The sequence below is a fragment of the Pasteuria penetrans genome, from assembly GCF_900538055.1.
Lineage (GTDB): Bacteria > Bacillota > Bacilli > Thermoactinomycetales > Thermoactinomycetaceae > Pasteuria > Pasteuria penetrans.
Genome location: NZ_UZAC03000001.1, coordinates 312,581 through 327,818 on the forward strand (window position 1 = coordinate 312,581; position 15,238 = coordinate 327,818).

Below are 15,238 nucleotides of genomic sequence, written 5' to 3' on the forward strand. Positions count from 1 at the left end.
GTTTTTCTTCCTTATTATGTAAAATATTACCATCATAGTGCGTACCGGGATGTTCTGATAGTTTTTTGAAAATTTTAAATTATTAGATTGATGCCCCCTTCAGGAAATCTGCTGGTAAAAACGTCTACCCGGGGACTTTCTTATGTTTATGTTATTCTTTTTCTGAATCATACTATCAAAGCATATAGTCATCATATATGAAACAATTAGCATGAATGCCTGATTATATGACGTTGGTCTATGTTTATCTAGCCCCATTGTATGCTTTAGTATTGTGAAACAGTGCTCTCCTGATGAACGTTTTTTCATTAACTCTTTACATCCCTTTGTTTGTAGTTGATAAAAATTCTCCTTTCGCAGTGGACTGGTGATGGAGTTCGGTGTTTTGGCTCTTCTCTTATTATATCCAGCCAGTAATTTTAAACCGTGTTGTTTACATAATTCGAACAGATCATGTACGTCGTAAGCACTGTCTGCTACTAGGCCCCTACATCCTAAGGTTGATATCTCGGGGATCAGTAAACAGGACGCTTCAACCTCGCCTAAATTTGCGGGGCCCATGGCCAATACCAACGGTATCCTGCCGTCCATGGTTGCCACCACGGTTACTCCTATTCCCCTGTGAAAGCCCTTATAGTTCCGAAGGGTGGCCGTATCTTTCGCCCGTCTGCTTGTCGACACAATCACTTGATCCAAGAAAAGATATTTTTCCTTTATTTCCGACAATATAACCTTCTGATCTTCTTCACTAAGAAATTCTAATAGGTTAAAAATTATTGTTTCTCCGTTTTTTGCAATACATTTTTTAATGTTTTTATCATATAATGATCGACTAAACCCTTTCGTAATCCCTATAATATCTCTTATCATTTTATTTCCATTTATAACATTTATTAATTCTCTTTCACTTTGTAAATTCCAAATAGCCATAACGAAACAGCACAATATCGACACACGGTGATCGATCACACGGGTACGGCTTGACTTCTCCTCATTCGGGAGACCGTAGACCGTGGTAGCTAATGTCTGCAGCATAAGCAGTCGGCTTTTTTCTTCTACCCCTATGCCCTCATGATCTTCCCAAGGCTGTTCTGAAAGATTGGGTTTCTTTTTCCTCACCTGTTCTCTTCTCTTTTTTCTTTCTAATTTCCCATGAAGATCTGGAAAATTACTTGTCGAGTAGGGCTGGCATTTCAGCCAACCCTCTCACAGAACCGTACTTAATAGTCTCCCATTATACGGCTCTTATTGCCCCATTAGGATCTTGTCCTATTCAGATGCCAGTGTACAAACAGCCTTCGGTACTTTCCCCGTATATATCGAACCCATCTCAGGGCCTTTTTCCAATTGTTCAGCTTTTTGTATTTCTTCGTGGCCCATCGAGCCAGAACTTGGTCGATGTGGTCACGCAAGAAATTCCTAATGGCCGAAGGGTAGAAGGCGCCATAATAGGTAAGCCATCCCATGAGTTTGGCATGGAGAAGGTTTGCTATCTCCTCCAGATCTATGCCCACTCTACTTGGGATGCCCAGCTTCCCAACTTGCCTAGCTATCTTGCTTTTAGATTTTTGGCTTATGGCTGGTACGAAACCCACAGATCTCACCCCTGTACGACGACTTCTGACCTCACGGGCCTTGAATGCGTACCCTAGAAAATCAAAGGCAACAACATCATGATTCCCGTTCCGCCTATCATCTTCACAGTAGAAGATTTTGGTCTTCTCCGGATGCAGTTCCAGCCCGCACTCTGCCAATCTTTGCCGAATTTCTGAAAGAAGATGTTCAGCTTGCGCTTTGTTCCGGCAGTGGACGATAATATCATCTACATACCTCGCAAAACGTATATCGGGGTGCTCCGTTTCTATCCATTGATCAAAAGCGTAGTGCAGGAACAGATTGGCCAGGAGGGGACTTTACGACTCCACCTTGCGGCGTGCCCTTAACCCTTTCCTCGCTCGTCCCATCAGGTAATAATACCGGTGCCTTAAGCCACCTCTTGCAATAGAGTAACGTTACTTTATCCGCCCCAACGTGCTCAAGGGCCCTCAAAATGAGGTGATGCGGAATGTTGTCAAAGAAGCCCACTATGTCGAGGTCGATTCCCCAGTCGTACTCCCAACAGCGCTCACGGGTTACACGTAACGCCTGATGCGCTGATCTCTTGGGGCGACATCCATAGGAATCTCCATGAAAGTGGGTCTCTAGGAGAGGCTCAAGCCGATTCTTTATTACCGTCTGGGCTACCCGGTCTGCTACCGTGGGTATGCCAAGTGGCCTTTTTCCACCGCATGACTTGGGAATCCACACACGCCTAACCTTGGAGGGGAAGTAGGATCCTGCGCAGAGTTGATTCCATATCACATACAAATTACTTCTCAGATCGTATGCGAATGCGGTAATCGTCTGCTGATCCACTCCAGGACCTCCATCGTTAGACATTACCTGATGCCACGCCTTCAGTACCTCTTTCTGCTGTATATTGTATCTGTCTGGATTTTGGTCCGATGTTGCTTGCTTCATACCAGTCTCCTCTTCCGGTAATTTCCATCCAAGTTGCTGTACTTCTCTGAAACATGCAGGCAATTCAACCCCTTCGCTCCACTTCCATTACAGAAGCTTCTACACTACTATGGGTTGATCCGACTTCGTGCACGGAACCTCGGTTAGCCCTCGGTCTTTACATCTGGCGACAGCCAGACGCCGTACGACGATCTCTCAAGTTCCGATCAAGAGCCTAAATCGGGTTCATCCCGCCTATACACCGCATGCCACCGGGGCAGAAGATAGGTCGTCCCCCACGGTTCATCCCGACGTCCGATACCCACCTCGGTTTTGACATGGACTACATTTTTCGATGCGTCTTCGAACGGTTCGCTTTCGCTGATCTCCCCGATTCCCACCTGACAGGGTCATGCCCTGCCTTTTCCTAGATCGCTCACAACCAAGGCATTTAACCCCAGCGTCGAGTAGACCCGGCATTTCAGCCGAGTCCCTCACAGAACTGGACGTGATACTCTCGCATCATCCAGCTCTTCTCATCCCATCCCAATCTTCAGACCCTTTAGGTCATACTTCGATTATAGGGATGTTGCTCCGAGGTTCCAGTGATCTCCTCCAGCGGATCTCCCACTAAAGTTTCATTTTACTGTCCTCCTCAGGATGAGTCAGCCCCTTCGCTCCACTCCCATTACAGAAGCTTCCACACTACTATGAGCTGATCCGACTTCGTGCACGGAACCTCGGTTTATCCTCGGTCTTTCCATCTGGCGACAGCCGGACGCCGTACGACGATCTCTCAAGTTCCGACCAAGAGCCTAAATCGGGTTCATCCCGCCTGTACACCGCATGCCACCGGGGCAGAAGATAGGTCGTCCCCCACGGTTTATCCCGACGTTAGTGCCCCACCTCGGTTTTGACATGGACTACGCCTTTCGATGCGTCTTCGAACGGTTCGCTTTCGCTGATCTCCCCGATTCCCACCTGACAGGGTCATGCCCTGCCTTTTCCTAGATCGCTCACAACCAGGGCACTTTACCCCAGCAGCACTAGGCAGTTTGTAACCTGCTACCTACCAGCCGGTTACGAAGGGCCGAGCAACCTTCATCTCTTGAACGACTTCTTGACACACAGCACTAGGCGGTTTGTAACCTGCTACCTATCAGCCGGTTACGAAGGGCCGAGCAACCTTCATCTCTTGACCGACTTCTTGACACACATATCGTCTATGGAATAGGACATCTATATCTACTCCCTTATTTTCATAGATATATTTTTTCAAATTATAACAAAGGAGTAATCGTATATATAGGGTAATAAGTAAAAATTTATTATATTACATATATTTTACAATAATGGACACAGCGATCAACTCGGGGAGATACCTCAAGAGGGATTTTTTGCATTTTCCATAACTTAAAATTAGTACTGGTGCTACCGCGAAAAAAGGTATCAAACTTATTAAAATATTTTTGTAGATTAAATGATGTGTTCAGGAAATGTTTATATTGTTAATGTATATAAAAACAGTCTGCTTGGGTATTTCCGGCGTAAGTTCTTTGGGGTGGAAAGGTACCCCTTTCTAGGGGGATTGCACCTGAAAATTTCGTGCGATCGGTTATTTTTTGTTGAACCACCGAAATCACCGTGGAATCATAGGATCCGGTTCCTATCTCGCCCCTTTTGCGCACACCAAAGAAACCGACATAAAGTCGAATTTTATTTTTTATTTAAATAGTATTATATATTAAACCCTATGTAGTTATGGGTGATCTTATCCTTATCTTCCTGATCTTCTTTTGAAGATAACGAACGGCCTGGGATAAATTATAAGCAGATCCTTTTGCCATCATGGCCCGTGCCACCCTCGTCTTACCACGCACCTTCATTTTGGCCGCCTGAAAACGGTTCTTCATAGAAGAACAAACCCCCTCCACAGCCGCACGACGATTACCCTTCTCTTTGTACCCCGGTTGCTCCATTTTGTCTCGTTGTTCCGCCGTTGAATAGGACTGATCTGTGGTGCGCAGGACCCTTTCCCCCCTCTTCAGAGGTTTGGCTGCACATTGCTCGGCAAATTTACATCCCCCGCAAGTCCCCTCATGGAAGCGGGCCACTATCTTACCCTTGCCCTTCTCTCCGGGTTGGTACGTGGATGAGTCGGGGGTCTTGCCACCAGGACACCGATGGATCTTTCCATCCTTTCCTCTCTTGAACCCGCTTACCCTTTTTTTACTGGGATTTTCCTTTCTTCCCAACATATCGGTTGGGTGTATATCGATAGTACGTTCTTTAGCCGCCTCCCTTACCTCATGGCAGTTGTACCCTCCGTCGAAATACAAGGTCTTGTTGTCCTCTGGTGCATGGTTGGATATATAGTCAACTCCAAAATCCTTATCGGAGTGAAGTGCCCCTTGGGTATTTACATGGGTGAGTATACTCAATCCCTTCACCTCATCACGAGCCTCGACAAGGTTACAAACATACCCTCTACACAATTGCTTACCCTTGATACGACATTGGGCGTCTGGATCAAAGGGGCTTTGCAGACTGCCTGATGGCGAGGTGGAACGCACCATGAGTTTCTTTTGCCCTTCCTGTTCCACTCCCTCTGTCTGCTCTCCTATCACCCTTTGCAACAGTATATGGACTGGGGCGGATTGAAACTCCTTGTACTGGTTCCCAAAGTGTTTGAGGGCTAGGCAAATCTCTAGCAGTGTTGCCCTCCGTTTCATCTTGTCCGTTGGGTGATCTGCTGGTAGAAGGAGGAGGGACCTATAAGAATAGGCCTGGGCTTCGTTCACATCGGCCATCCCGCAATCTGGTTGCAAGAAGATCTCCCATTCGGAAGGAAGAGGTAGGGCAAGTTTGGCCATCGTACGAACCGAAATCCTAATCACCAAGAAAATCAACATATTGCGGCTCAGTTTCCTGATACAGCTGTCGATAAGGGTTGAATCCATCCGATAAATACTGGGATCCATGCCCACGATCCCCATCAAAAATTGGGTGAAGTCGGAGTAGAACTGTTCCTTCACATTATAGCCTTCGGTTTCCTCATAGACATTGAGGCGATTTCGACTCTCATATAGTGTTCTTTCACCCATAAGTGGTCTACCTTCTTTACCACCCAATGCCTCAAAGAGAGGGCCTTCGCGTGGAATTTGAATGATCAGCATACGGTCGCTACACCGTAAAAACTCCTTGATTATGTCGAAAATCAATGGTGTGAGTATATGTATGCATGGCCTCCCAATGGTATTGTGGTAACCACTGTATCTCTTCCTATATAAGGATGCATATTCGGTGAAGAACAGGCCAAGGAGGATGAAAACAAATTCTATATCAGAAGGTTGTTTCGTACCCACCATGGATAATAGACGATTCTGCAAGTAAGTTTCCCTTTGTTCTATTTCCTCTGTTTCGTAGTCATTGGGTATTGTGTTACAACGTTGGGAAGCCATCTGTCCTCTAGTCTCCTTATATTTTTTTATTTTTATAAGGAAGATTATACAACAAGGATAGATGGCTTTTCCATATCTCTTACCATGTTTTTTAACTAACAAGATTTAATTACCATGGTTTGATACATAATAATCTAAATAAACTGTTTATTATGAAATATCGTGCTGATCCATTTCCTGGGGATGCATTGAATGAAAGAGCAAGTACTATCAAATAACCTTACTATATTTATTAAATTTTATTATAGGTCGGGGAGGGAACCAAATTTTGGAAACCAATGCTCTGGGCGGTACTTGTCGGATCGTTCCTTTCTGCGGTAGCACCAGATATAAAAAATCCTAGAAAGGACCGGAAAGACCAACACATTCCCATAGATGTAGGACTACGGAAAGTTTTTTTGACCCTACACGCTCCTTAATAAAGAACCCTCCCTTTAACACACACATAACCATACTATAAACGATACTCGGGGTATTCTAATATATTTATCGTAATTTTGTCAAGCAGATTAATTTTGTCAAGCAGATTGTGTCTGATCGCGTGCGTGATTTCCCCCTGGGGGTGTGCCCCGTAAGCTGTAATAATAAAGGGAGATAATGATAGGAGTATACATTTTTGTTTAAATAAAATTTATATAATATTTCAATATATAATCCTTTACGCATATCGTTTTTTTATATACGTTAGAGACGGATGGAATCCAGTCCCGCCCGACATTATTTTTTCACCTGTTTTATAATAATAATTATTTATAAATGATAAAAATGTACTAGTTATTATTCAAGAGATAAACATATCATAATGAATATGGCAGTCCCTACTAACTGCTAAAAAAACCTTCTCAGCTCAAGAAGAAAACTTATCTTCCTATTATTTCTAAAAAATTATAGAACATGGGGGATACACTATGTTAGTAGGAAGAAAATACGTCTATAAGCCCAGGGTAAAAAGATGTCGTCATAGTTACAAAAAAGTCTATTATGGCCATGGACATGGCCACCATAATGAATGCTGTCGAGAATTCATCAAGTGTAAACCCAAAGTGGTTCAACAATGCTACAAAATCAAACACTGTATAAAACCTATATGTCGCCCTTGTGAAAAATGCCATCATCACTACTAAAACACGTACCCCCTTTACAACTACCGAAGGATCCTCTGCTCAGTAGGAAGAGATTGGGAATCATAACAAATTTACAATTCCCCAGTGATCTCTTCGATAAATAAAAACTAAGATCTGGATCGCTTCACTAGACAATCCCGGTTCAACCCTCTCTCTATTTCCCATGCAAAGAAACTATCACTGTGGGTACCCACCCAATGGAAACTGAGCTCCCCGCCCACCTATCACTTCCCCTGTGGGCGGGGGCCATAACAGGGATAACCCTATGGGAACCCAACAGGGATAGCTCCTACCTGGCAACATTACATAGAAATACCCTCTACCATAGGTATATAATATAATTATTACAATTTAGTTAAACATACTGTTTATTATAAAGTAAAAACATATCCTAAAACATGGCAGCTCCTATAAACTGCCATATCATTCCACTTCCTCCTTCGCAAGAAGATAGACCCTTCATTAAAAAATATAGAATAAAATATATCGGGGGGCCATGGTATTCATGAGAAAAAAATGCGGTTTGAAATCTACGGTAAAAAGAAGGTACAGCAGCCACAAAAGGACACTTGCTGTGAGTCAACCAACTTATAATCATGTTGAGAACAGTTACCCGAACCAACACTCCCACCCTGATCATGATCATCATCACAAATGCTGTGAATCCAACAAAAAATGTTGCCAGGAATTCATCCAATGCAGACCGCGGATAGTTCAGGAATGTCGCAAAATCACGTGCTGTGTTGAACCCATATGTTGTCCATGCCCGTGCCCACAACAGGACTGCTGTTTCTAGCCCCTTTCCCCTTTGCATCAAGGAGAGACCTCTTTTACCTGATTTTCTGTCCATGTGGGGGACGTATGGGTCTAGGAAACCCATACGAAACGAAAATATCCCCCCATGGAAAAAGACAGAAAAACGGATGGTCTCCACCAACAATCTGATACATTCCCCCCTTTGAAATCAAAACCAACGCCCTAGGGTACTCCCTCCAACATAGCTATCGATTGCTCCATCCCAACAGATAAACCCATTCCCACCTCCGTCCACTCACCCGTTCGGGGATGATGAAAACCCAACTCCCCAGCATGTAAAGCCTGTCCCGGTAAATCAAGATGGTATCGAGACTTACGTGGACCATACACGGGATCCCCCAGAATGGGGAAACCCATATACTTACAATGAACACGGATCTGATGGGTTCTCCCTGTCTCCAATCGACACCGCACCAAAGTAGCATAGGCAAAGCGCTTCTCTACTACATAGTGTGTGATGGAACGTTTCCCCTTGTTGAGGACACGAAAACGCTTCCTATCCAGGGGATCACGGGCAATAGGAGCATCTACCCTACCTGTCTCCCGTGGGATCCGTCCCTGTACCAGGGCCCAATACATACGTTTCACCCTACGATCGCGCAATTGCTGGGTCATGAGACGATGCGCCGTATCATGTTTGGCCACCACCAACAAACCCGAGGTATCCTTGTCGAGGCGATGGACAATACCTGGACGACACTCCCCCCCTACACCACGTAAACTATCGCCACAATGAGCCAGTAAGGCGTTTACCAGGGTACCCTCATAATGTCCAGGTGCAGGATGAACCACCATTCCCGCCGGCTTATTGACCACCAAAACATCGTCATCCTCATAGCGAACGTCCAGAGGTACGTCCTCAGGTTGCAAACGACTAGGAACAGCAGGGGGAATAGAAACAACAATGCGCATACCAGGGCGCACCCGCTGGCTCGCCCTGGCCTGCAACCCGTCCACAAGTACTCTACCCGCATCAATCCAAGACTGTACCTGCGTACGTGACCAGCTAGGCTCAAAATGAGTCAATGCCCTATCCAAACGACCTTGCCCTTCCTCCGCTGCACCTACCATCCATTCCCAACACCCGGATTTGATCACAATGCAATCCTTCCTCTTTTGAATAGGATCCATAAAAATATCCCCAAACCGGTGACAATGGCTACATCAGCCACATTGAAAATGGAGGAAGGAAAATCCTTAATAAAGAAACGGAATTGAAAAAAGTCCACCACTGCATCAAACCGTATACGATCGATCAAATTTCCTATTCCTCCCCCAGTCAAAAGAGCAGCTGCTACCCCCTGAAGTGGATCCTTTCGGGACCACTTAGGCAGGAAATACAAGAGAAAGGATAGAACTACCACCGATACCAAAACAATCAACCACTTCTGTTTTTGTAAAACACCGAACGCCGCACCGTAATTGTAATGGCGCGTGATGTGAAGAAAATCTTCAATGACGGGCCAGGATGAATTCCTGTCCATCTCCTGCACAACCCAAGCCTTACTCCATTGATCCACTGCAAGAATACCAGCCATGATAGAAAAAAGTACTAATAGAAAACCGTAGGGTCTATTTTTCTCTGCCAACATACCCATTGCGACCCCATCCTCTATTGTTAATATCTTTTTATGAATGACATTGGGTTTCTTCCGTCCACCTTGGTTCTGGGTTTCCATCCGGTAATGGAACGGGAAAACGGGAACTACCCGCCTACCATACCATGATCCCATAAAGAGAGAACCTCTATCATCAGGAACGGGGGCCCAACACAATCAACCCCCAAGCATCCCAAACAACCACCCCGTTCGGAAATGTTGCCTACGCACCCCATTCCATGATAGAATGTCGCAAAAGTGCCCCGCTAGGGGATTTTTTTGGTTCCTCTGTTCTTACAAAGCCAACCATAGAAAAATTTCATGAAATATGTCTATAGAAAAGACACGGTGGTGAGACCTATGATTCAACGCATCAACGCACGTGAGAGTGCCCGTTCACGCGAGGATCGTATCCTGCAGCTTTGGCGGGAAGAAGGAACCTTTGTAGCCGCTATGAAAAATCGTGCCCATCGCCCCCGTTTTGTGATATACGAAGGTCCCCCTGGCGCAAATGGAGAACCCCACATTGGCCATGTTTTGGCCCGCGTGATCAAGGATTTTGTTGGACGTTACCAAACCATGCGTGGATACTACGTGTACCCTAAGGCGGGTTGGGATACACATGGCCTCCCAGTGGAATTAGGTGTGGAAAAAGCCAAAAAATTGGATGGGAGGGAGGCTATTGAGGCCTATGGTGTCGATACATTCATTCAAGACTGTCGTGAAAATGTCTTCCGGTACAAGGAGTCCTGGCACAAACTAACCGAGGCTATCGGTTATTGGGTCGATTTGGAAAATCCCTATATCACACTGGATCCAGATTACATCGAGAGTGTTTGGAACGCCCTCGCTAAAATACACCAAAAGGGCCTTCTACAGCAAGGACACCGGGTGAGTCCTTACTGCCCACGCTGCCAAACAACGCTGAGTTCCCATGAAGTCTCTCAGGGATACAAAGAAGTACGGGACCCCTCCATTATCGTTTCTTTCCCCCTTGTCGACAAACCCCATATCTCCCTTCTTGCTTGGACCACTACGCCATGGACGCTACCATCCCACGTAGCCCTTGCAGTGAATCCCACCATAGAATACGTACGGATAGCCCGGCAACAGAATCAATACATTCTCGCTGCGGACCTGGTGGATACCCTCTTTGGAAATGAGGACTATCAAATTGTGGAACGCTATCGGGGAAGGGACCTAGAGGGTCTAACCTACCAAGCCCCCTTTCCCTACCAGGGGACACAGCAAACCACACCTGCCTATCGAGTGATAGCTTCTTCCTTCGTTACCGCAACCAGTGGAACAGGGATTGTCCACATGGCCCCCGCGCATGGTGAAGAGGACGAACGTGCGGCCCGTGAAAATGAGTTGCCTGTACTACAATTGGTAGATTCTAGAGGCCGATACCGGGAGGAAGTTACCGATTTTGCAGGCAGATTTGTCAAAGACTGTGATGAAGAAATTATAAAAAAATTACATAGGGCGGGACGTATCGTTCATTCTGGCCACCATGAACATAGCTATCCCTTCTGCTGGCGTTGTGACACGCCCCTCCTGTACATGGCCACAACAAGCTGGTTTATTCGAACCACAGCCATCAAGGAACGCCTACAAGCCTACAATGAACAGATCCGCTGGCTACCCAGCCATGTTCAAAAGGGACGTTTTGGAAACTTCATCGACAACCTCGTCGATTGGAATATCAGTCGTGACCGCTTTTGGGGAACACCACTCAATGTCTGGATCTGTACATCCTGCGATGCTCTCTTCGTTCCCGACAGCTTCTCTTCCCTAGAAAAACGGATGACAAAAACCCCACCACCACGGCCCTGGGATCCTCATAAACCAGGGATCGATTCTATCGAGGTATCCTGTCCTCATTGCGAGGGGCATATGCGCCGCACCCCCGAGGTCATTGATGTCTGGTTCGACAGCGGTTCTATGCCCTTTGCACAATACCATCTTCCTTTTTCTGAGGACCCTGAGGGCCGGGAGCAATACCCCGCTGACTTCATCTGTGAAGGAATCGACCAAACCCGTGGCTGGTTCTTTAGTTTGCTCACTATATCCGCTCTACTAGAAGTTCCACCCGCATACAAAACAGTACTAGCCACCGGTCTTGTCCTAGATAAAAGGGGACAAAAAATGTCAAAAAGTAAGGGGAATACCGTGGATCCATGGTCCATTATCAATGAATACGGCGCGGATCCCTTCCGGTGGTCGCTTTATGCTAATGGCTCCCCTTGGCAGGAAAAACGCTTCTCCGATACCTCTGTGGCAGAGGCCAAATCCCAGATCATTGATACCCTTGTCAACGCACATTCCTTCTTTTCTCTCTATGCGGAATTGGATCAATTCGCACCTCCCACCACACCAGACCCATCCCCACACTGGATGGATCGCTGGATGATCTCACGTCTCCATACAACCACGCAGGAGGTAATCCGCATTTTACGGGGTTATGACCTATGCTCCGCTGCCAAACAATTAGCCAAATTGATTGACGATATGAGCAACTGGTACATCCGCTGTTCTCGCCCACGTTTCTGGGATACTGGCATGTCGGAAGACAAACGATCTGCTTTCACCACTCTTCACTCCACCTTGGTTACACTGAGCCGTCTCCTGGCACCCTTTCTTCCCTTTGTTACAGAAACCATTCATAGAAACCTAACCGATGGGAAGAGCGTTCATCAGACCGACTACCCCAGCTATGATCCCATCCAGTGTGATCCCTCCCTGGAAAAAGAAATGGCAAGGACACGCACCATTGTAGAGCTAGGTCGCCAACTTCGGAACGAAACAGGGATCCCCACACGACAACCCTTAGCTAGTTTGAAGATACATGGAAGAGCGATAAGGATAGGACAGGAAGCGGGTGAACTCCTAAAGCAGGAACTCAACGTAAAAAAAGTAGCGGAGGTAACGAATGATGAGCTCCCTACTATGCTAAAACCCCGCTTACAATTGCACTTACCTACAGCAGGACCCATCTATGGGAAATCTACCACCATACTGCGGAAACACCTACAAGAATTGCCATCGGATGAGGCCTGGAACATGGTACAAAATGAAGGGGGAACCTGTACATTGTCCAATGGCGTCACCTGCACTCTATCGAAGGAACAGTTTACGGTCACCATGGAACCCCTATCCCAATGGGCCATGGTTCATCACCCGAAGGAAAATATCTTCGTATTCATGGACACTACGATCACAATGGAATTACGAGGAGAAGGATGGATCCGAAATATCATCCGCCAGATCCAAAACTTACGTAAAGAAATGTCCCTACCTTTGGAGGCCCGCATCAATCTGGAATTAACGACAGAGGACAGAGAGCTTTATCGTGCCCTCCAGGAGAACCAAGAATTGCTAGAAAAAGGTATCCTCCTGAAAAAACTTACCCTCCGCAATGAACGAGCAGAGGAATCACAGAAATCGCGCCATTACCAAGTGTCGGAAAGGAATTATAGCATTCTGATTTCACAGGAAAAATAGAAACAAGGCCCCCACTATAAATAATTCTACTACTGTATGAGTTCCCAATACAAGTTCAGAAACAAGCGTAATCCGATACTACACTAGTACCAAAAGATTATGACAATCAACAAAAACAGCACCATCCCCCTATTGGGAGGGACTGGTGCTATTGACAACCTTTCATATGAAAAAGGGATCAAAACGGCCGGAGACGGTCTGCTACAGAAATGACTTCCCTGTCTATATAGGGTACCCCCCGATAGAGAATCCTTCCTGTATTTGGATCAGGCCTCCCAAATTCTACAATCCCTCTGCCGTGAGCCCTATGGAGTAGAGACTCAATGATCTCCTGCACCTCGTGTGGACTGTACTGCCGACTGATCCTGTACTCCGTTCCACCCAATCGGACAAAAACGTATCCATATCTGTCGGCGTAATGGTCGACATACCAAGCCGCCCTCTCAACCTTGCGCATAACACGCATTACGGTTTTCTGGCATGTCTTAACCTGAGTTCTATTACCAAAATAATCGTAGGTGCGATTGGAGGTGCACACTTCACGAGCATCTTCCCAGTCGAAGTGATCATCTGACCGGACAACATGTGCAGAAGAAACACTACCCAATGTGGACAAAAGGACCATACTTGCAAGGGAAACGATGTATTTTCTCATGATGTAAACAACTACCCCTCTTCATATGTCGATAATCCTGACCACAAACCCACAACTAAACTGAAAACAACGAAGTTGTCTTAGTAACTAGGGACGTAGGCGGGAAGAACATTAGCTTTGTACAACTGTTCCCATACCGCTATATCACCTGGTGTAACGGTAAATTCAAAAACACGCTGCTGGGAGGTCTTAATTATAAACCTGCCACCACTACTCTTACTCATACGGTTCATGATTTCGTTGACATTCCTTATTACTTCCCCTTGGCTGTAATTCACCATGGTCACGCCATAAAGCTCGGAACCCTGGGAAGAAGCAACAGAAAACCTCATGGGCACTTCGCCCCTATGGGAAGATAGGAACTGAACCAGCTGATTCAGGAAAACGGACTGCGTCTGAACGCCACCACCTACCGTGTAATACATGGGCTGCAACTGTCCAAAGGATACAAACTGCCCATTCAAAACTGTTGTCGGCAACAGTGTAGTCACTTGGGCCCCTGCAACTAGAGAAGTGTTGCATTGGTAGTTAGCCACACAACTGCCACTGGACAATACCGTCTGTCCATCGACCACAATCTGATAAGGAGCACTCGCCTCGACGACTCCCCCCAAAGCAACTGATGAAGAGGCCACAAGCAAGGAAGCAACCAATTTTCTTTTCATAGTAACCAAATTCCCTCCATAATATGGTAGAATACTACCTAATTCCTTACCCCACCCGGATAGAGCATGAGTAGAAAACCGACCGTCGCCCATTCACCCCGCACCAAACGGTCGGGACCTTCACAATCAACGGGGACACACGAAATAAATCCCAACTTTGGACATAAACACCTTACAAACAACACACACAAGTTAGTGTATCATGGGAAAATCCTAGGAGTCAAGCATATCACAAATAGGCAAGAAGAATAGCTATTGTAGAAACCACAATCCCCCGAATGCTTATAGTACAGAACCTACCATCCCAAAATTGAAACCCCCGTACCTTAGATTGGGTACGGAATCAGGGGAACCCAAGGGGATCCTTTTGGGGGCTCTTGGCCTGTCTGTCCACCCAAAGGTTTCTTTAATGGACTCCAGGATTATGGTAAAAAGGATATCCTTGCAGGGTTGACCGATAGTATTATGATAATCGGCATATGTTTCCTTGTACCATGAAGCATGTTTCGCGTAATACTCGCAAAGGGTTGCAAGTTTAATTTCTTCCTTGGTGGAACACCAGCGCCACTTATCCGCGAAGCATTCAATCCATTCCCCTACCCCTTCCAAGTTCGACTGTTCTATGGTACAATACCCTGATACCATCTGTTATCAACCTCCTTTTATATATGTGTGTATAAAGAGGATTGTATAGGAATAACAGATGGTCTTCAAGTTTCTTTGGAAGTATTTTTCGGGTAATACATATAAAGTTGTTTCGAGTGTACGTAGGAAGATAGGGTCATATCCCATTTTGTTTATATATTCAGAATATTATTATAATACCGGTAGCCTAACCATAATTAGGGAACCGAACTGCTATGGATAGTATGATTTCATAAAAATTTATGTAGTTATTTTTATGAATCCACAAAAG

General features: G+C 45.7%; 12 protein-coding genes. 1 reads left to right on the forward strand and 11 read right to left on the reverse strand.

Translation table 11 applies throughout. The annotated features are described in order from the left end of the window. Positions 1–99 precede the first annotated feature (99 nt). The 8 genes from PPRES148_RS01300 to lspA form a co-directional block, all read right to left on the reverse strand. Positions 100–1,119 (reverse strand): transposase, encoded by a 1,020-nt coding sequence (locus PPRES148_RS01300; RefSeq protein WP_149452878.1) that lies wholly within the window; start codon positions 1,117–1,119, stop codon positions 100–102. Between the two features lie 137 nt (positions 1,120–1,256). Then, entirely contained in the window at positions 1,257–1,904 is a 648-nt protein-coding gene (locus tag PPRES148_RS12725) for a reverse transcriptase domain-containing protein (RefSeq protein WP_149452879.1), read from the reverse strand. Next, entirely contained in the window at positions 1,873–2,583 is a 711-nt protein-coding gene (locus PPRES148_RS01310) for a reverse transcriptase domain-containing protein (RefSeq protein ID WP_149452880.1), read from the reverse strand. The genes PPRES148_RS12725 and PPRES148_RS01310 overlap by 32 nt, the downstream gene beginning before the upstream one ends. Before the next feature lie 143 nt (positions 2,584–2,726). Continuing rightward, positions 2,727–2,900, reverse strand: coding sequence for a hypothetical protein (locus tag PPRES148_RS10400; protein ID WP_187820337.1), 174 nt, complete (start codon positions 2,898–2,900; stop codon positions 2,727–2,729). A gap of 1,350 nt (positions 2,901–4,250) precedes the next feature. Then, a complete protein-coding gene (locus PPRES148_RS01315; protein WP_149452881.1) occupies positions 4,251–5,960 on the reverse strand; it encodes a transposase in 1,710 nt (569 codons plus the stop codon). A 1,515-nt stretch (positions 5,961–7,475) separates the two neighbouring features. Then, positions 7,476–8,024: a hypothetical protein gene (locus PPRES148_RS01320; protein ID WP_149452882.1), complete on the reverse strand. Its 549-nt coding sequence runs from the start codon at positions 8,022–8,024 to the stop codon at positions 7,476–7,478. Positions 8,025–8,062: 38 nt separating this feature from the next. Further along, on the reverse strand, positions 8,063–9,031 hold the full coding sequence (locus PPRES148_RS01325) for an RluA family pseudouridine synthase (RefSeq protein ID WP_246142871.1): 969 nt from the start codon (positions 9,029–9,031) through the stop codon (positions 8,063–8,065). Then, entirely contained in the window at positions 8,995–9,633 is a 639-nt protein-coding gene (gene lspA / locus PPRES148_RS01330; protein WP_149452883.1) for a signal peptidase II, read from the reverse strand. The genes PPRES148_RS01325 and lspA overlap by 37 nt, the downstream gene beginning before the upstream one ends. Before the next feature lie 225 nt (positions 9,634–9,858). On the opposite strand from lspA, the gene ileS reads away from it, so the two are divergent. Continuing rightward, a complete protein-coding gene (gene ileS / locus PPRES148_RS01335) occupies positions 9,859–13,002 on the forward strand; it encodes an isoleucine--tRNA ligase (RefSeq protein ID WP_187820339.1) in 3,144 nt (1,047 codons plus the stop codon). 178 nt (positions 13,003–13,180) lie between these two features. Here the strand turns inward: ileS and PPRES148_RS01340 are convergent, their stop codons facing one another. The 3 genes from PPRES148_RS01340 to PPRES148_RS01350 form a co-directional block, all read right to left on the reverse strand. Further along, entirely contained in the window at positions 13,181–13,657 is a 477-nt protein-coding gene (locus PPRES148_RS01340) for a hypothetical protein (protein ID WP_149452885.1), read from the reverse strand. Between the two features lie 80 nt (positions 13,658–13,737). After that, a complete protein-coding gene (locus tag PPRES148_RS01345) occupies positions 13,738–14,322 on the reverse strand; it encodes a hypothetical protein (protein ID WP_149452886.1) in 585 nt (194 codons plus the stop codon). Between the two features lie 282 nt (positions 14,323–14,604). After that, positions 14,605–14,967, reverse strand: a complete 363-nt coding sequence (locus PPRES148_RS01350) for a hypothetical protein (RefSeq protein WP_149452887.1) — start codon at positions 14,965–14,967, stop codon at positions 14,605–14,607. Positions 14,968–15,238 lie beyond the last annotated feature (271 nt).

Coding starts and splice junctions, on each gene's coding strand:
- PPRES148_RS01315 (WP_149452881.1), bottom strand. CDS start 5,960: ATGGCTTCCCAACGTTGTAACACAATACCCAATGACTACGAAACAGAG.
- PPRES148_RS01325 (WP_246142871.1), bottom strand. CDS start 9,031: ATGGATCCTATTCAAAAGAGGAAGGATTGCATTGTGATCAAATCCGGG.
- lspA (WP_149452883.1), bottom strand. CDS start 9,633: ATGGGATCATGGTATGGTAGGCGGGTAGTTCCCGTTTTCCCGTTCCAT.
- ileS (WP_187820339.1), top strand. CDS start 9,859: ATGATTCAACGCATCAACGCACGTGAGAGTGCCCGTTCACGCGAGGAT.
- PPRES148_RS01340 (WP_149452885.1), bottom strand. CDS start 13,657: ATGAGAAAATACATCGTTTCCCTTGCAAGTATGGTCCTTTTGTCCACA.
- PPRES148_RS01345 (WP_149452886.1), bottom strand. CDS start 14,322: ATGAAAAGAAAATTGGTTGCTTCCTTGCTTGTGGCCTCTTCATCAGTT.
- PPRES148_RS01350 (WP_149452887.1), bottom strand. CDS start 14,967: ATGGTATCAGGGTATTGTACCATAGAACAGTCGAACTTGGAAGGGGTA.